The 16,317-nt window shown below is 39.1% G+C and carries 19 protein-coding genes; 15 read left to right on the top strand and 4 right to left on the bottom strand.

The annotated features are described in order from the left end of the window. Position 1 precedes the first annotated feature (1 nt). From purD to epsC, 6 genes are all read left to right on the top strand, one after another. A complete protein-coding gene (purD, locus tag ACTU7M_RS09025; protein WP_443474063.1) occupies positions 2–1,255 on the top strand; it encodes a phosphoribosylamine--glycine ligase in 1,254 nt (417 codons plus the stop codon). A gap of 24 nt (positions 1,256–1,279) precedes the next feature. Next, a complete protein-coding gene (purE, locus tag ACTU7M_RS09020; RefSeq protein ID WP_443474062.1) occupies positions 1,280–1,774 on the top strand; it encodes a 5-(carboxyamino)imidazole ribonucleotide mutase in 495 nt (164 codons plus the stop codon). Next, entirely contained in the window at positions 1,767–2,927 is a 1,161-nt protein-coding gene (purK, locus tag ACTU7M_RS09015; protein ID WP_443474061.1) for a 5-(carboxyamino)imidazole ribonucleotide synthase, read from the top strand. The genes purE and purK overlap by 8 nt, the downstream gene beginning before the upstream one ends. Further along, positions 2,927–3,607, top strand: a complete 681-nt coding sequence (locus ACTU7M_RS09010) for a phosphoribosylaminoimidazolesuccinocarboxamide synthase (protein ID WP_443474060.1) — start codon at positions 2,927–2,929, stop codon at positions 3,605–3,607. The genes purK and ACTU7M_RS09010 overlap by 1 nt, the downstream gene beginning before the upstream one ends. 249 nt (positions 3,608–3,856) lie before the next feature. Then, positions 3,857–4,789 carry a cysteine synthase A gene (cysK, locus tag ACTU7M_RS09005; protein WP_443474059.1) on the top strand — a complete coding sequence of 311 codons (933 nt, stop codon included), beginning with the start codon at positions 3,857–3,859 and terminating at the stop codon, positions 4,787–4,789. Positions 4,790–4,795: 6 nt separating this feature from the next. Beyond that, a complete protein-coding gene (gene epsC, locus ACTU7M_RS09000) occupies positions 4,796–5,596 on the top strand; it encodes a serine O-acetyltransferase EpsC (RefSeq protein ID WP_443474058.1) in 801 nt (266 codons plus the stop codon). Positions 5,597–5,644: 48 nt separating this feature from the next. Here epsC and ACTU7M_RS08995 read toward each other — a convergent pair whose 3' ends face one another. Further along, positions 5,645–6,619 carry an NAD(P)H-quinone oxidoreductase gene (locus ACTU7M_RS08995; RefSeq protein ID WP_443474057.1) on the bottom strand — a complete coding sequence of 325 codons (975 nt, stop codon included), beginning with the start codon at positions 6,617–6,619 and terminating at the stop codon, positions 5,645–5,647. A 185-nt stretch (positions 6,620–6,804) separates the two neighbouring features. Here ACTU7M_RS08995 and ACTU7M_RS08990 point away from each other — a divergent pair, with 185 nt between their 5' ends. From ACTU7M_RS08990 to ACTU7M_RS08970, 5 genes are all read left to right on the top strand, one after another. Beyond that, on the top strand, positions 6,805–7,260 hold the full coding sequence (locus tag ACTU7M_RS08990; protein WP_443474056.1) for a MarR family winged helix-turn-helix transcriptional regulator: 456 nt from the start codon (positions 6,805–6,807) through the stop codon (positions 7,258–7,260). 115 nt (positions 7,261–7,375) lie between these two features. After that, complete coding sequence (locus ACTU7M_RS08985) at positions 7,376–8,758, top strand: bifunctional metallophosphatase/5'-nucleotidase (protein WP_443474055.1); 1,383 nt, start codon at positions 7,376–7,378, stop codon at positions 8,756–8,758. A 17-nt stretch (positions 8,759–8,775) separates the two neighbouring features. After that, complete coding sequence (locus tag ACTU7M_RS08980) at positions 8,776–9,411, top strand: YutD family protein (RefSeq protein ID WP_443474054.1); 636 nt, start codon at positions 8,776–8,778, stop codon at positions 9,409–9,411. 21 nt (positions 9,412–9,432) lie between these two features. Beyond that, positions 9,433–10,203, top strand: coding sequence for a TIGR01457 family HAD-type hydrolase (locus tag ACTU7M_RS08975; RefSeq protein WP_443474136.1), 771 nt, complete (start codon positions 9,433–9,435; stop codon positions 10,201–10,203). A gap of 41 nt (positions 10,204–10,244) precedes the next feature. Beyond that, complete coding sequence (locus ACTU7M_RS08970) at positions 10,245–10,826, top strand: TIGR01906 family membrane protein (RefSeq protein ID WP_443474135.1); 582 nt, start codon at positions 10,245–10,247, stop codon at positions 10,824–10,826. Between the two features lie 18 nt (positions 10,827–10,844). Here ACTU7M_RS08970 and ACTU7M_RS08965 read toward each other — a convergent pair whose 3' ends face one another. From ACTU7M_RS08965 to ACTU7M_RS08955, 3 genes are read right to left on the bottom strand one after another with little or no spacing between them, the layout of a single operon-like run. Then, positions 10,845–11,351, bottom strand: coding sequence for a phosphatidylglycerophosphatase A family protein (locus ACTU7M_RS08965; RefSeq protein WP_443474053.1), 507 nt, complete (start codon positions 11,349–11,351; stop codon positions 10,845–10,847). A gap of 25 nt (positions 11,352–11,376) precedes the next feature. Beyond that, the gene (locus ACTU7M_RS08960) at positions 11,377–12,369 is read right to left on the bottom strand and encodes an NAD(P)/FAD-dependent oxidoreductase (protein ID WP_443474052.1); all 993 of its coding nucleotides are present in this window, start codon (positions 12,367–12,369) and stop codon (positions 11,377–11,379) included. A 20-nt stretch (positions 12,370–12,389) separates the two neighbouring features. Further along, entirely contained in the window at positions 12,390–12,878 is a 489-nt protein-coding gene (locus ACTU7M_RS08955; RefSeq protein ID WP_443474051.1) for a divergent PAP2 family protein, read from the bottom strand. A gap of 137 nt (positions 12,879–13,015) precedes the next feature. Between ACTU7M_RS08955 and ACTU7M_RS08950 the strand changes: the two genes are divergently transcribed. From ACTU7M_RS08950 to ACTU7M_RS08935, 4 genes are all read left to right on the top strand, one after another. Then, positions 13,016–13,603: a peptidylprolyl isomerase gene (locus ACTU7M_RS08950; protein WP_443474050.1), complete on the top strand. Its 588-nt coding sequence runs from the start codon at positions 13,016–13,018 to the stop codon at positions 13,601–13,603. 83 nt (positions 13,604–13,686) lie between these two features. After that, positions 13,687–14,073 carry a CvfD/Ygs/GSP13 family RNA-binding post-transcriptional regulator gene (locus ACTU7M_RS08945; protein ID WP_443474049.1) on the top strand — a complete coding sequence of 129 codons (387 nt, stop codon included), beginning with the start codon at positions 13,687–13,689 and terminating at the stop codon, positions 14,071–14,073. A 40-nt stretch (positions 14,074–14,113) separates the two neighbouring features. After that, positions 14,114–14,497 carry a hypothetical protein gene (locus ACTU7M_RS08940; protein ID WP_443474048.1) on the top strand — a complete coding sequence of 128 codons (384 nt, stop codon included), beginning with the start codon at positions 14,114–14,116 and terminating at the stop codon, positions 14,495–14,497. Positions 14,498–14,546: 49 nt separating this feature from the next. Next, complete coding sequence (locus ACTU7M_RS08935) at positions 14,547–15,893, top strand: glucose-6-phosphate isomerase (protein ID WP_443474047.1); 1,347 nt, start codon at positions 14,547–14,549, stop codon at positions 15,891–15,893. The last annotated feature ends 424 nt before the right edge of the window (positions 15,894–16,317 follow it).

The following is a 16,317-nucleotide window of genomic DNA, read 5'->3' as shown; positions in this document are numbered from 1 at the left end:
CATGGGAAAAAAGATATTGATTATCGGTTCTGGAGGTCGTGAACATGCGTTAGCGGTCGCCTTTGAAAAAAGTCCTTTCGTAAATACTGTCTTTGTTGCGCCAGGAAATCCCGGAATGATGATTGGAACAGAGAAAGTCGAGTGTGTGGCCATTTCGGCGACAGATACAGATGGGTTGATTGCTTTGGCGAAAGCAGAAGAAATAGACTATACATTTGTCGGTCCAGAGGCTGCTATAGAAGTCGGGGTTGTGGATGCTTTTCGTAACCATGAATTTTTGATTGTGGGTCCCACAAAAGCTGCTGGACAAATCGAAACATCAAAAATTTTTGCTAAAGATATGATGCATAAAGCCGATATTTCGACTGCAGGTTACCGTTCATTTGATGATGGGGATATAGTGGATGCGACAGCGTATATCCAAACCTTACCTTTGCCGATTGTGATCAAGGAGAGTGGGCTGGCAGCCGGGAAGGGCGTTTATATTTGCGAAAGTCATGCACAAGCACAACAAATTATTATTGAAACATTAAGAGATAAAAAAATCCCGATTGTGATTGAGGAGTTTTTGGAAGGACCAGAGTTTTCACATTTCAGTTTAGTGAATGGGGAGCATGTTATCCCATTAGGGATTGCGCGTGATTATAAGCGTGCGTTTGATGGAGATAAGGGGCTAAATACTGGTGGAATGGGTGCTATTTCCCCCGTTTCAGGCGATGATGAAAGCATTAGCGAAGAAATCATGCAGACAATCGTTCAACCCCTTACTAAGCAAATGGTAGAAAACGGGACACCTTACACGGGTATCTTATATACAGGAGTTATGAAGACAAAGACAGGTCTTAAGGTCATTGAATTCAATGCTCGTTTTGGTGATCCGGAAACGCAGGTGTTACTGCCCTTGATTCAAGTTGATTGGGTTGGGTTGCTAGAGCATCATTTTGCCAAATCGTTACCAGAAATCACTTATTCACCATTACAAAGTGTTGGGGTAATGGTTGCTGCCAAAGGTTATCCGAAGGAATATGTAAGTGGATTTGTATTGGATTTACCAAATGTACCTGAAAATATTGATGTGTTCTATTCTGGAGTTTCTCTAGTTGATGGAGAAATAGTAGCTGCAGGGGGACGTGTGTTTATGGTGACTTGCCAAGGGGAAAGCCTAGACATCTGTCGTAAACAAATATATGGTTGGTTAAAAGGCGTAAATATGGAAAACCTCTTTTATCGAAGTGATATCGGGGTTTCAAATTAGTTTACCGTCGGAAGGAGAGTATCAATGACTGAAATCAAAATTGCAGTTGTGATGGGAAGTATCTCGGACTGGCCGCAGATGAAACATAGTTGTGATTTGCTTGATGAGTTGGCTATTCCATACGAAAAGCACATACTTTCTGCTCATCGGATGCCGGATGAAATGTTTACTTTTGCAAAGGAAGCAAGGTCCAAAGGGATTCGTATCATTATTGCCGGAGCCGGAGGAGCTGCACATTTACCAGGAATGATTGCTTCGCAAACAACGTTACCTGTCATCGGTGTTCCAATGAAATCCAGTGCGTTAAGTGGCATGGACTCGTTGCTATCGATCGTTCAAATGCCTGGCGGAGTTCCTGTGGCAACAATGGCGATTGGAAACAGCGGCGCTAAAAATGCAGGACTTATGGCAGCGCGTATGCTCGCTTTCGATAATGACAACTTAACGCAAGTGTTGGAAAAATATCAAGCGGAACAAAAACAGCTGGCCATAGAGAGCGAGGCCAAATTTGATGAGTAAAACCATTTATCCGAACCAAACAATTGGTATATTGGGTGGCGGTCAATTAGGGAAAATGTTGGGGCAATCCGCCCAAAAAATGGGCTATCGCGTCGGGATGTACGACGAAGGGAAGACAGCTTGTGGTTTTGGCGTCAGTCATTATACCCAAGTGGGTTCATTTAATGACCAAGAAAAAGTCATGGATTTTGCGCGTTCTGTTGATGTTTTAACTTATGAATTCGAAAATATTAATGGCGAAATTTTGACGAAGTTGAATGATAGTACGTACCTACCTCAAAATACGGATTTTCTGTTAACGACCCAAAATCGTTTAAATGAGAAAAAATGGTTGGGCGAAAATGGTATACCTTGTGCCGCATATATGGCGGTTAATACCAGGGAAGATTTAATAGCTGCACTTGAAAAGACTGGATATCCCGCCATTTTAAAACGTACCCGTTTTGGCTATGATGGTAAGGGTCAATTCAAAATAAACAATTCATCTGATTTGGAAAATCTAGCCGAACTATCGAAAATATTAGAAGCAGAGTGCGTTCTGGAAGCTTTTTATCCGTTCGAATATGAAACTTCCGTGGTGGTTGCTCGTGATGTATTTGGGACTGTTGCTTGTTTCCCACCAGTTGTCAATCAACATGTGGCAGGTATTTTATTTACAAGCGTAACGAGTTCTACTATACCTGAAGCTGTTCAAAATAAAATGATTGCCATTGCTGAAAAAATCGCCCACTCGTCAGAACTGATTGGGGTTTGTGGCATTGAATTCTTTGTATCTGGCGATGGCGAGGTAGTCGTAAATGAACTCGCACCACGGCCACATAATACTGGCCATTATACAATTGAAGGAACGAATGTTTCTCAGTTTGATCAACATATTTTAGCAATAACTGGAAGACCGATTATTCCGGTCCGTTTATTGACACCAACATTAATGGTAAATATTCTTGGTCAGCACATAGCTGAAATTCCAGAATTAATCAAGCATTTTCCGGAAGCAATCATTCATCTCTATGATAAAGGGGAGCCTAGACACCAACGAAAGATGGGGCACTTTATTTTGATGGATGAAGCAGTTGAAAAGCTGGAGAGACTAGTCGAGAGTGACAGTCTCCTAAAGCGTTGGCGAGATGCTATAAAGATGGAGGAAAACTGATGAAGGTAATTTATCGGGGTAAAACGAAAGATGTTGTCGAAGTTGACGGCGTTATTCAATTGTTTTTTAAGGATGATATGACCGGAAAAGATGGTGTTTTTGACCCGGGTGAAAATCAGGTTGGTTTGACAGTTGAAGGTTCTGGTCGCTCTGGTCTGGCTGTCAGCAAATTTTTCTTTGAACGACTTAAAGAAAAAGGCATTCCGACTCATTTCATCACGTGTGATTTGGATGCGAAAATGATGGAAGTAAAACCTGTTGCCGTTTTTGGCAAAGGGATAGAAGTTATTTGTCGTTACCGAGCAGTGGGAAGCTTCATGAAACGTTATGGTGCTTATGTAACGGAAGGCCAGCCTCTTGATGGCTATGTCGAAATCACTTTGAAAGATGATGAACGCCAAGATCCTTTCGTCAACAAAGAAGCCTTGGCTCTTTTAGATATTTTATCTGAGAAAGATTATGAAACAGTTGTAGAACTGACAAAGAAAATCTGCCTGGTCATAAAAGAGGAATTGGCTAACAAAGGATTGGATTTGTATGATATCAAACTTGAATTCGGTAAAGATCGTGAAACAGGGGAAATTTTACTGATCGATGAGTTATCTGCCGGGAATATGCGAGTATTCCGTGGAAACCAACCCGTAGCTCCAATGGAATTAGAAGGTTTTCTTTCCCTATAAAATTATCCTAAGAACAGCTCAATCGAGCTGTTCTTTTGTTATAAGGAGCACTGAAGAGCGGAAAATAGTGATAGTTTGTGGAAAAAGACAAGTCATGGGAATATAATCAAAAATAGGAAATTCAGTATGCTCTATAAGCATTATCAGCGTTTGTGTCCAAAAAGAGTGAATTTAAGCAAATGATACAACAACATATTTAGAATAATGTTAGAATATTATTAGAGTTTATTTTCGAAAGGAGAATATCACATGTCAAAAATTTATACTTCATTAGATCAAATTATCGGAAAAACGCCACTGCTTGAATTGAAAAACGCCAAAGAAACACTTTCGCTAAAAGGTGATGTTATTGCAAAGTTGGAATATTTCAACCCGGGTGGGTCAGTAAAAGATCGTATTGCCAAAGCTATGATTGATGATGCAGAAGCAAAAGGTATCTTAAAGCCAGGTGGCCTTGTGATTGAACCAACATCTGGTAACACAGGAATCGGACTTGCTTCAGTAGCTGCAGCACGTGGTTATAAAACAATCTTGGTAATGCCTGAAACTATGTCAGTAGAACGCCGTAAGCTAATGAAAGGCTATGGAGCGGAACTTGTTCTGACACCTGGTGATTTAGGAATTTCTGGCTCCATCGAAAAAGCCAAAGAATTAGTTAAGGATAATGAGAATGCTTTTATGCCGGATCAGTTTTCCAATCCAGCAAACCCAAAAGTTCACTATGAAACCACAGGACCTGAAATTTGGGAAGACACTGATGGGGAAGTAGACATCTTTGTAGCTGGTGTTGGTACGGGAGGTACAATTTCTGGTGCTGGGAAATATTTGAAAGAAAAAAACCAGGAAATTAAAGTTGTGGCTGTTGAACCGGCAACCTCACCTGTCCTTTCAAAAGGGGAAAAAGGTCCTCATAAGATTCAAGGTATTGGAACTGGATTTATCCCAAAAAATTTAAATACTGAAATCTATGATGAAGTTATTGCAGTGACCAATGAAGATGCTTATATAACAGCTCGCGATTTAGGCAAACAAGAAGGTGTGTTTGTAGGTATTTCATCTGGGGCGGCACTGTATGCTGCTTTTGAATTGGCGAAACGGCCAGAGAATGAAGGAAAACGTATTGTCGTATTGCTACCAGACGGCGGCGATCGTTATTTATCTATTGATGGATTTGTGGAGTGATTGAATATGATTGACAAATCTTTTATGACTTCCTCAAACTTTTGCGGTGTGAAAGACCAAATTTCAAAGTTGATTTGTCGTCTAAGAAGTATCATGTATCCGCGGATTTTTGGTGCTTATTTTGACGAGATACCTCCCCAGAATATTCGGATAGAGGAGTCAAAGCAAATATTTGAAAAAGTTCTGATCCGCTTAGGGACAGAGCCTGCAGATACTGAGGATATAATCGCTACTTTTTTGGAAAAACTACCTACAGTTTACGAAACCCTGGAAACTGACGTTACGGCAGCCTATGATGGTGATCCAGCGGCAAAATCCCGGGAAGAAATTATGCTCTCTTATCCAGGCTTTGAAGCAATAAGTATTCACCGTATGGCGCATGAATTGTATAGGATGGACGTGCCCATTCTTCCGCGCATGATGTCAGAGATCGCTCATTCCATGACGGGTATTGATATTCACCCTGGGGCAAAAATTGGACCTTACTTTTTTATTGATCACGGAACAGGGGTCGTCATCGGTGAAACCGCAACTTTGGGCCATCATGTGAAGTTATATCAAGGGGTGACCATTGGGGCTAAAAGCTTTCAAGTAAATGAAGATGGCAGTCTTGTAAAGGGGAACAAGCGGCATCCTGATATCGGTAATCATGTTGTAATTTATGCTGGTGCGACGATTCTTGGCGGCGACACCATGATAGGCGACTATTGTATTATCGGTGGAAATGTGTGGTTGACACGATCTGTGCAACCGCACCGGACAATCATTGCTCCTCAAGCTGTTGAAGAATTAGATAAAAAAATATAGATAAGGAGAGCGGGACAAAGTCCCACCCTCCTTATCTTTTTATTTGTTTTATAAATTCAGAATGATTTTTCCGATATTTTTATCCGCTTCCATATAATCGTGGGCGCTTTTTACGTTTTCAAACGTGAAAGTTGTATCGACGATTGGTTTTATTGAACCTGATTCAAACAACGATTTTGTTCTATCGATCAATTCTTGTGATAATTTCGCTTTGTATTCATCTGAACGGGGAGTTAAGCCCGTACCATTTAGCTGAATTCGTTTTTGCATTAAAGAAAAAATTTCGAAAGATTCTATTTTTGAGCCGCCGAGCGTTCCAATAAGGACCCAACGACTGTCTACTGCAGCACTCCGGTAGTTCCTCTCCCAGTAACTTGCACCAACGAAATCTAATATTAAATCGACTCCTCGGCCATTCGTTTCTTTAAGGACTACATCATCAAAAGACTCTTCTTTATAATTGATAACCACATCTGCACCTAAGTTTTTGCAAAAGTCGAGTTTTTCTTGAGATCCAGCGGTGACGATAACGTGCGCATTTTTTAATTGTTTTGCTAATTGGATAGCAGCTGTACCGACACCACTAGCGCCAGCATGAATCAAGACGGATTCATTTTCTTCAAGTCGGCCAATCCAAAACAAGGTTTGATAGGCAGTGGCAAAAACTTCTGGAATGGCTGCACCTTCAACAAACGATAAAGTATCCGGAATTTTCATTGCTCTATTTTCAGGCATAATTACAAATTCACTATAACCGCCCCCATTTACTAATCCCATCACCCGATCGCCCACTTTAAACGCACTATCTGCTTGTGATTCGGCAACTGTTCCGGCTACTTCTACTCCTAAACGAACATTTTCAGGTGCATCGGTATCCCGCTCACGCGTTAATATGTCGGTTCGATTAACGCCGGCCGCCTCTACCTTTATCAGCAAATCACCTTTGTTTAGTTCCGGTCTATCTCTTTCTATAAGTTGCAACTGGTCTGACCCACCAGGTTGTTTTATTCCGATAGCTTTCATGAAATACTCCCTCCATAAATAAAAATGACTTACAGTTTAACCATAACCCAAGAATATAAAATACTCAATCTTTGAAAACTATCGTTATATAAGGAGAGATACTTGTAATTCGGATAAATGTTTTTGACTTATTCCAAATAGAATGGTATTATTATCTCGAAATCGAAAGGATTGGAGTGATACAAATGACGGAGCGTGCAAATGATTCATTAAAAGCACTCACAGTATTAATGCGGTCCTCACAACATGTCCAAGAAAGTATCAAACGTAGTATTTCAAAATTCGGTCTAAATGTATCCGAGTTTGGCGTTTTAGAATTGCTATACCATAAGGGAGAACAACCTATACAAAGTATTGGTAAAAAAATTCTTCTCGCCAGCAGCAGCTTGACTTACGTTATTGATAAGCTTGAAACAAAAGGTTTGGTTCACCGTAACCCATGTGAAACGGATCGCCGCGTTATTTTTACAGCAATAACAGATGAAGGTAGAAAGTTAATGGATGAGATTTTTCCAATTAACGAAGAAGATATCGTGCAAATATTTTCCGTTCTGGAACCAGAGGAATTATCGACGTATGTCGAATTGGTGAAAAAAGTCGGTTTACACGCTGAAGAGTGGAATAAACAACAAATTAAATAACAATTTAGGCCCAGCTTATTTGCGGGGCTTATTTTTTTGTTTTTACGCTTCTCCCTGAGAGGACGCTAATATGATAAACTAATAGTATACGCCAACAGGGAAAGTAGGGATGATAATGACAAAGAAGGTTCACTTGTATCATATCAATGATCTCCATTCGCATTTTGAAAATTGGCCGAAAATACGTCGTTATTTGAACGAAAAAAAGAGAAGTCACGAATCTTCTGGAGAAGATGTTTTCCTTTTTGATATTGGTGATTTTCTTGATCGTGTTCACCCTTGGACAGAAGCTACGAATGGGCATGCCAATATTTCGCTTATGAATCAAGTCGCATATGATGCCGTAACGATAGGAAATAATGAAGGCATCGGTAATTCCAAGCATATTCTTAATAATCTCTATAAGGATGCAAATTTTCCAGTAGTGCTAGCTAATTTAGTTGATATCGAGGATAAAAAGATTCCTGATTGGGTTCAACCCTTTACCATAAAAACGACGAATGATGGCATCAGGATTGGTATTATTGGTCTGACATCCCCTCTCTATTTAAGTTATGTGCCTAATGGATGGCAACCCAAAGAGTCGTATGAAGTATTGCCGCAGCTACTGAGTCAATTGAGAACGCAAACAGATGTTATTATTATTTTGTCACATATGGGTATTATAGAAGATGAACACATGGCAGAAATGTATGAAGATGTGGATGTGATTATCGGTGCCCATACCCACCATGTTCTACCGGTAGGGCGAAAAATAGAGGGCACTTTATTGACGGGCGGAGGCAAGTGGGGGGAATATATCGGACATACCACCATTACCCTTCATGATAAGGAAATCTCAAAGTTAGAGACAGAGTTGATTGAATGCGAAAGTCTACCCTCTGAAGCGGGTGACTTGGATGAAGTAACGAGTTATTGGGAAAAAGGAATAAAAATCCTTGAAGCTGTAAAAATTGCTGACATGCCTAGGACCCTTCGCACAGACTGGGAAAAACCAACAGATTTAGTTTATCTTGGATTGGATGCTATTTGTTCTTATGCTGAAAATGAAATTGGAATGCTTAACTCAGGTTTGTTTTTGGATGATCTAGAGGCAGGCATTGTGACAAAAGAAACGATGCACCATATTTTACCTCATCCCATGCGGCTTATCGTTTGCAAGATGGATGGCCGAACATTCAAAGAACTTATTTGGGGGATGGAGGCCATGCGTCTGGAACTCCGTACTCGGGAAGTGACGGGAATGGGGTTTCGTGGTAGAATCTTTGGAGAACTTGTCTACAAGGGGATTCGCATAGATAATAAAAAAAGAATCATTTATCATAAAGAAATACAGGTAACTGATGACCAAGAAATTAGTTTTGTTACGGTCGATCATTACCGTTATATAAGTTTTTTCCCTTTAATTGAGAATAAAGCGGATGTCAGCCTTTTATTCCCCTATTTTCTGAGGGATGTAGTGTTACTGTATTTAGAAGACCATTTTCCTATTTCGTGAAGTGATGAGGTGTAATTATGAAGCAAAAAAGTAAAACTGTTAAAGAAAAAGTGAATGCCAAGTTAGAGGATATTGTTGAAACAAACGATAAAGTGAAAGAAGAAAAAGTTTTAAATTTAAGTCAGGTAGAGCTGTTGGAAGATAATAAGATTAAAATTGAAAATCTTACTTACATAATAGCTGCTAATTATCGTGACGCTGTTAATGAAGAAGCTATCGCTAATCGTTACAATACCATTTTGAACAAATATGATTATATTGTTGGTGACTGGGGATATGACCAGTTACGTCTAAAAGGCTTTTTCAACGATAAAAATAATCGTGCACCACTAGACAAAAAAATCAGCTTTTTAGAAGATTATTTATATGAATACTGCAATTTTGGTTGTGCTTATTTCGTTCTTGAAAAAGAACAATCTGAAACTAAAAAATCCCGGAATAAACGGAAGAAAAAACGCCAAACTCCTCCGACTAACACTGAAGTTGTCGAGCAAAATGATAAATCAACTAGTGTACCAGTCAAGCAAAAAAAGAATTTTGTCATTAAACAAACTGATAAAACCAAACAACGAAATAAAATAAAAAATGGCCCCTCTGAAAGTTCAGAAGATAAGCCAAAAACCAGTTTTCAGATTCATAAAATTGAAGATTAAGATTTCGGAGGCGGATGACTTATCAAGCAGTATAAAGGTTTTTTTATTGATTTAGATGGAACAGTCTATGCGGGTACGGATCCTATTCCTACTGCAAAAACATTTATATCGGAATTGGAAGCGCGGGGTATTCCTTATCTTTACGTAACCAATAACGCAACCAAGACACAAGAAGACGTGGTCGAACATTTGAAAGCGGTAAGTGGCATTGACGCCTCCGCTGATAATGTCTATACGAGTGGGTTAGCGGCTGTAGATTACGCAAAGAAAACGTATCCTGGAGCCCGTACCTTTGTAGTGGGTGAGCCGGCTTTACAAGCCCAGGTTGAAGAAGCTGGGTTGGTGATTGTTGAAGATGATATTGAAGTGGTTATTCAAGGGCTGGATCGCTTTGCTTCTTATCAAAAATTAGCTACGGCTAGTACAGCCATTCGTAATGGGGCTGCTTTTATAGCAACTAATCCAGACGTTAATTTACCAACAGAAAAAGGGATGATGCCGGGCGCGGGCTCTTTAACAGCCTTTTTGAAGACAAGTACCCAAAAAGAACCCATAATTATTGGCAAGCCTTATGGCTATATTATGGATGGTGCCCTTGAAAGGATCGGATTGACCAAAGAGGAAGTTGCAATGATCGGTGACAATTATCACACGGACATTTTAGCGGGGATGAACTTTGGGGTTGATACCATTTTGGCTCTTACTGGCGTTACGAAACCAGAGGAACTATCTACAATCAGCAACAAGCCGACCTACACACTAAACGATTTGAGTGAATGGCGGTTTGAATGATGAAAATTATAAAAAATAGTCTAGGTTTGTTAGCGATTTTCATGTTTATTCTTTCTTTTGCAATCGCATTTACCATTAATTTTATACCTATGTATGCTTTTGATGTTGATTATTTCAATATTCCAGAACGGGTTGGCCTGTCTAAGGAAGTGATTCTCTATAATTATCGTATTTTAATCGATTATTTGAATTTCCCTTGGATTGAGAGGTTGGCTATGCCCGATTTTCCATCGTCTGAAAGTGGATTATTCCATTTTTATGAAGTAAAAATATTATTTTTGTTGGATTATGCGATTTTATTTATCAGTGGAATAGCTTCTTTTTTATTTTGGCAATATAAAAAGAAAACTGCTACTCTTTATGAATTGATTCAGCCGACCAGGATAATGGTTTTATTACCACTCGGTGTTTTATTTTTAATTTTTCTAAATTTCGATGAGCTATTCACAACGTTCCACCATATTTTTTTTAACAATGATGCTTGGTTGTTTGACTACCGTACGGACCCGATTATATTGGCGTTACCACAAGAATTTTTCATGCATTGTTTTATTTTAGTTTTTGTCATTTTAGAAATTGGGTTATGGCTTGTCCATCGCCGTACAGAAAAATCTCTGGGATAAGTCCCAGAGATTTTTCTGTTATTTCATTATTTCAGATTTATTAGGATCATCGTGGGCGATGCGGCTAGCAGCTGCAGCAGCGATTGCTCCCACAATGTCATCCAAAAAAGTGTGGCATTCGTTGTCATGTTTATTGTTTAACTTTTTCAATATTCCAGGCTTAACTTTATCGATATAGCCATAATTAGTAAAACCGATCGACCCATAGACGTTAACGATGGATAGGGCTAAGATTTCATCAATACCGAAAAGACCTTCATCATTTACTACAATATCCAATAAAGGTTGGGATAATATGCCTTGTTCAGCTAAAATATCCAATTCAATACCCGTTATCACGGCGTTTTGGACTTCTCGCTTCAACAAAACTGAATGCACATTATTGCAACACAATTCCATTGATAAGTCTTCAACGTATTCTTTTTGTAAAAACATAACCAGTTTTGCGATATCTTCAATTTCGACGCCGCGTTCCTTTAACAAATTCGTTGCTTTAGCATGTAATTCACTAGCGCTTTTGACCATGTTTATGCCTCCCTAAGATTAATTATTAGAATAAACTTGTACTGTGCATTGGTTGGACACGTGTATCTGGATTAATATATACCATTGCGTTGTTGACAGCGGTAGGTGCTTCTCCAAAACCTGTTGCGATTAATTTTACTTTACCATCATAGGAAGAAATATCCCCAACTGCATAAACACCAGGAATCGTTGTTTCCATTTTGGAGTTGATGGTTATGGAATTTCCTTTAACATCAAAACCCCATTTTTTCATGGCTCCGATTGAAGAAGAAAAGCCGTAGTTAATAAGGAAATCATCGACCTCGATTTCGATTGTATTGTCTTTTCTGGCTTCCTGTAGAACGACGCTTGACAATAATTTTCCGTCGCCATTAATCGTAACTGGAACATACGGAGTCAATATCTCCACTGATGATTTTGAAAGGAGGTGAATACTGTGTTCCTGCGCCCGGAATTGTGGGCGACGATGAATCAAAAAGACTTTTTTTGCCAGAGGTTCCAGAGTTAAAGCCCAATCGACAGCAGAATCGCCACCGCCACAAATTGCGACCGTTTTATCACGGAAACTCTCTATATTGTTTACAAAGTAATGTAAATTTGTGTTTTCGTATAATTCAGCGTGATCGATTTCTAGCTTACGAGGACGAAACGCCCCATTTCCTGCAGAAATAATAACCGCTTTTGAGTAATGTTTTTGTTTAGACGTTTGAATCTCAAAAATGCCGTTCTCATCTTTCTCCAGCTCAAAGGCTTCTTCTCCGCAACAAACAGTTGTGTCGAAACGATCAAGTTGTTCGTTTAAATTTTTTACCAAATCTCCACCGGTGATAGCAGGTAGAGCGGGGATGTCGTAAATGACTTTTTCAGTATACAACATTCCAGGTTGTCCACCCAACTGGGGCAAAGCTTCGATTATTTTTACTTTAGCTTGTCTGAGACCAGCATAGAAAGCTGTAAACATTCCAGCGGGTCCGCCTCCAATAATGGTGATGTCATAAATGTCTTTATTTTCTAACAATATTACCCCTCCAACTAAGCTCAAAGAATTCCTAAGCGCACATAAATCATAGTGACTACAAAGGTTATTAAAATCCCGGTTAATAGCCCAACGAATACTTCCAGTGGTTTGTGGCCCAGGTATTTGCGTATGATTAACTTACGATTTACCTTGATTCCATCTTTGGCATGGAATCGTGCCAACAACTTAATTTCCTCCAGGATGTCTTCAATGACGATGCCTTGTTCGCCGCTTTGGCGCCTAACCCCCATTGAGTCGAACATAACAATAACACCAAATGTCGTTGCAATTGCTACATACCCCGAAGTATAACCGTATTCAAGTATGAGCGCTGTTATCAGTGCTGTTACGCCAGCCGAGTGGGAACTCGGCATTCCTCCCGTTGTGGTAACAATTGAGAGAGATGTCTGCCGATCCTTTAATAAGTAAGCAATTGGAAACTTAATGATTTGCGTGAAAAATATAGCCGTTAAAGAACAAACTAATGGAAAATTATTAAATATTATCATGCGCCTGCATCCTCAATCTTATTTTTATATATGCCTCAATGATAACATGAAACGTTTCTTTGCTACTAACAAAAAAACAAAGTATATAGAAACTCCGTGGTCCTCTATGGTAAAATGGAAAAAAAGGAGGAGAAGTAATGAATGAATTTCTACAATTAGTTGAAAAAGCAGAAAACGAAAAAAATATTATTATGAAAACAAATATGGGTGATATTCATATAAGCTTGTTCCCAGAAGTTGCTCCTAAAGCAGTAGAAAACTTCTTGGCTTTAGCAGAAAAAGGTTATTATGACGGTATTATCTTCCATCGAATCATCGAAGATTTTATGATTCAAGGGGGGGACCCAACGGGAACTGGTATGGGCGGACAAAGTATTTGGGGTGATTCTTTTGAGGATGAATTCAGCACTAAAGTATTCAACCTTCATGGAGCACTTTCGATGGCTAATGCTGGTCCCAACACAAACGGAAGCCAATTTTTCATCGTTACTAAACGTTCAGTAGAATTCAGTATGTTGGCGCAATTGGAAAAAGGCGGCTGGCCAGCTGAAATCGTGGAAGAGTATGGTAAAAATGGTGGAACACCGTGGTTGGATCACCGTCATACTGTATTCGGCCAAGTTCGTTCTGGCATGGATGTTGTTTACGCAATTGAAGCTGTTGAAACAGGAGCAAATGATAAACCTGTAAACGATGTAGTAATTACAGGAATTGAAATTTTATAGTCATTTTATTAATGGTTGCGCAATCCAACATTTTATATGCTTTCCGTGCTATAATGGCTTGTGTAGAAGGGAAGTAACAGAATATGGAATACAAAATAGGTGATATTATAACCAGTAAAGTAACTGGTATACAATCATATGGCGTATTTGTTGCTATTGATAAAAATACTCAAGGACTCATTCACATTTCTGAATGTAGGCATGGTTATGTAACGAATCTTGAGGATATGATTCAAGTCGGCGAAGAAGTAGAGGCCATGATTATCGATATAGATGAGTATACGAAGAAAATCAGCCTTTCGTTAAGAGCGTTGGACAAGTTAGATATTCCCTCGAATGTAAAACCCAAGAAACACAGAAGAAGGCGCTATGCTCCTCAAATAGGGTTTGAAACGTTACGCAAAGTTATGCCAACCTGGATTGCAGAAGCACAGCAAGATGAGCAAGATCGCCTTGCGGATAGTGAATAAATAGGTAAGAGATCAATTTTAGGAAGCGAGATGGATGGCCATGGCTGGTACAAGAGTAGTTGCAGGAACTATCATGGTGACAAATGCCCAAGGAGAATCATTTTTTCTAGTAGAAAAAAATGGTGACTCAATTTCATTCCTAAACAAAGAAACAGAAAGTGGTGGCAAATTGCCAATGGGCATCATTATGAAGCATTTGCTGGAATTTGTTGAGATTGAAGCAGATTCCTTGCGTCTGATTGACCTGGCAAACCTGAAGGCAGAAGAAAATAATGTCTCGCTTTTTGTGTTCGATGTAGTGGAGCGTCCAGATAATCCAGATACCTTACTATCGGATTCTGATGATGTCGTTTGGCGACGTTCTAAAGAACTTACAACGCTATTGGACGCCTATGATTTTGGAATAGTTCCCATATATAAATAAGGTTTCAATTTATTCAAAGGTATAAGTGATAAATGATGGAGGTATTTTAATGGCACACATTCAATTCGATTACACCAAAGCTTTGAAATTTTTTAATGAGCATGAATTAACCTATCTTCAAGATCAAGTAACGACAGCTGATAAAGCTCTACGTGAAGGTACGGGCGCTGGCAGTGACTTCACTGGCTGGGTTGATTGGCCTGAAACTTATGATAAAGAAGAATATGATCGCATTAAAGAAGCGGCAAAAAAAATCCAAAGTGATTCAGAAGTATTAGTTGTTATTGGTATTGGTGGTTCATATTTAGGAGCACGCGCTGCAATTGATTTCCTGAACCATACTTTCTATAACCTACAATCTGACAGCGAACGCAAAACACCGCAAATTTTCTTTGCCGGAAATAGTATTAGTTCAACTTATTTATCAGATTTGATCGAAGTGATTGGGGACCGTGATTTTTCCGTTAACATGATTTCTAAATCAGGTACAACAACTGAACCAGCTATTGCATTCCGTGTTTTCAAAGAATTGCTGATTAAGAAATATGGTAAAGAAGAAGCACGCAAACGTATCTACTCTACGACTGACAAAGCACGTGGGGCTGCTAAGCATGAAGCAGACACTGAAGGTTATGAGACGTTTGTTATTCCAGATGAAATTGGTGGACGTTTTACAGTTCTTACAGCAGTAGGTTTATTGCCGATTGCCGTTAGTGGCGCAGATATTGACGCACTTATGCAAGGTGCTCGCGATGCGCAAGCAGAATATTCCAACGCTGATTTAACAAACAACGAAGCCTATCAATATGCTGCAATCCGTAATATCCTTTATCGTAAAGGCAAAGTTACTGAATTGTTAATTAACTATGAGCCAGGTATGCAATACTTCTCTGAATGGTGGAAACAATTATTTGGAGAATCAGAAGGTAAAGATCAAAAAGGAATTTATCCTTCTAGCGCAAACTTCTCAACCGATTTACATTCATTGGGTCAATATATCCAGGATGGACAACGCAATATTTTCGAAACAGTCATCAAAGTCGATAAACCACGTAAAAACATTCAAATTCCAGAATTGGTTGAAGATTTGGATGGGTTGAAGTATCTGGAAGGTAAAGATGTCGATTTTGTAAATACTAAAGCCTATCAAGGTACCTTGCTTGCTCATACAGATGGGGAAGTTCCTAATCTACTATTAACTATTCCAGCAATGGATGCTTACTCTTTAGGATACATGATTTATTTCTTCGAAATTGCAGTAGCCATCTCTGGTTACCTAAATGGTGTAAATCCGTTTGACCAACCGGGAGTTGAGGCATACAAAAAAAATATGTTTGCCTTGCTTGGAAAACCAGGTTTCGAAGAATTAGCAAAAGAATTAAACGAAAGATTATAAGAGACATAGTTCAGGGAAAAAGAGTGGGAATCCACTCTTTTTTTATTTTTTGATTTTTTTGTTGACAGTCACGTTTAAATTGTGATAATCTATATTGCACGGAGATAATTTACATTTTGTTTACACAAAAAACATTTTTAATTTACTTTTTAATTTTTTGAAAAAAGTGTTGACATAAATTTAATCCGATGGTAATATTTAGAAGTTGTCACGAACGAAACATCACGTAACACGTGATAACGGATTGGCCTTTGAAAACTGAACAAAGAATGAACGAACCAAACGTGCAGGGCATCCTGACGGATGCACATTAAGCCGACACGCAAGTGTCGCAACACAAGTAAGTCAGCAAAACAACAAGAGCAATCAACTTAAACATTAGGGTTTCTGTACAAGAGCCCACTTTTAATGAGAGTTTGATCCT

It is taken from the genome of Jeotgalibaca sp. A122 (genome assembly GCF_052266715.1).
Classification (GTDB): Bacteria; Bacillota; Bacilli; order Lactobacillales; family Aerococcaceae; genus Jeotgalibaca.
Note: the sequence above shows the minus strand (reverse complement) of the source record. Positions and strands in the feature narration are given on the sequence as shown.

Excerpts from the sequence above, each read along its gene's own strand:
- purD (WP_443474063.1), top strand. The coding sequence starts at position 2 with ATGGGAAAAAAGATATTGATTATCGGTTCTGGAGGTCGTGAACATGCG.
- purE (WP_443474062.1), top strand. The coding sequence starts at position 1,280 with ATGACTGAAATCAAAATTGCAGTTGTGATGGGAAGTATCTCGGACTGG.
- purK (WP_443474061.1), top strand. The coding sequence starts at position 1,767 with ATGAGTAAAACCATTTATCCGAACCAAACAATTGGTATATTGGGTGGC.
- ACTU7M_RS09010 (WP_443474060.1), top strand. The coding sequence starts at position 2,927 with ATGAAGGTAATTTATCGGGGTAAAACGAAAGATGTTGTCGAAGTTGAC.
- cysK (WP_443474059.1), top strand. The coding sequence starts at position 3,857 with ATGTCAAAAATTTATACTTCATTAGATCAAATTATCGGAAAAACGCCA.
- epsC (WP_443474058.1), top strand. The coding sequence starts at position 4,796 with ATGATTGACAAATCTTTTATGACTTCCTCAAACTTTTGCGGTGTGAAA.
- ACTU7M_RS08995 (WP_443474057.1), bottom strand. The coding sequence starts at position 6,619 with ATGAAAGCTATCGGAATAAAACAACCTGGTGGGTCAGACCAGTTGCAA.
- ACTU7M_RS08990 (WP_443474056.1), top strand. The coding sequence starts at position 6,805 with ATGACGGAGCGTGCAAATGATTCATTAAAAGCACTCACAGTATTAATG.
- ACTU7M_RS08985 (WP_443474055.1), top strand. The coding sequence starts at position 7,376 with ATGACAAAGAAGGTTCACTTGTATCATATCAATGATCTCCATTCGCAT.
- ACTU7M_RS08980 (WP_443474054.1), top strand. The coding sequence starts at position 8,776 with ATGAAGCAAAAAAGTAAAACTGTTAAAGAAAAAGTGAATGCCAAGTTA.
- ACTU7M_RS08970 (WP_443474135.1), top strand. The coding sequence starts at position 10,245 with ATGTTTATTCTTTCTTTTGCAATCGCATTTACCATTAATTTTATACCT.
- ACTU7M_RS08965 (WP_443474053.1), bottom strand. The coding sequence starts at position 11,351 with ATGGTCAAAAGCGCTAGTGAATTACATGCTAAAGCAACGAATTTGTTA.
- ACTU7M_RS08955 (WP_443474051.1), bottom strand. The coding sequence starts at position 12,878 with ATGATAATATTTAATAATTTTCCATTAGTTTGTTCTTTAACGGCTATA.
- ACTU7M_RS08950 (WP_443474050.1), top strand. The coding sequence starts at position 13,016 with ATGAATGAATTTCTACAATTAGTTGAAAAAGCAGAAAACGAAAAAAAT.
- ACTU7M_RS08945 (WP_443474049.1), top strand. The coding sequence starts at position 13,687 with ATGGAATACAAAATAGGTGATATTATAACCAGTAAAGTAACTGGTATA.
- ACTU7M_RS08940 (WP_443474048.1), top strand. The coding sequence starts at position 14,114 with ATGGCTGGTACAAGAGTAGTTGCAGGAACTATCATGGTGACAAATGCC.
- ACTU7M_RS08935 (WP_443474047.1), top strand. The coding sequence starts at position 14,547 with ATGGCACACATTCAATTCGATTACACCAAAGCTTTGAAATTTTTTAAT.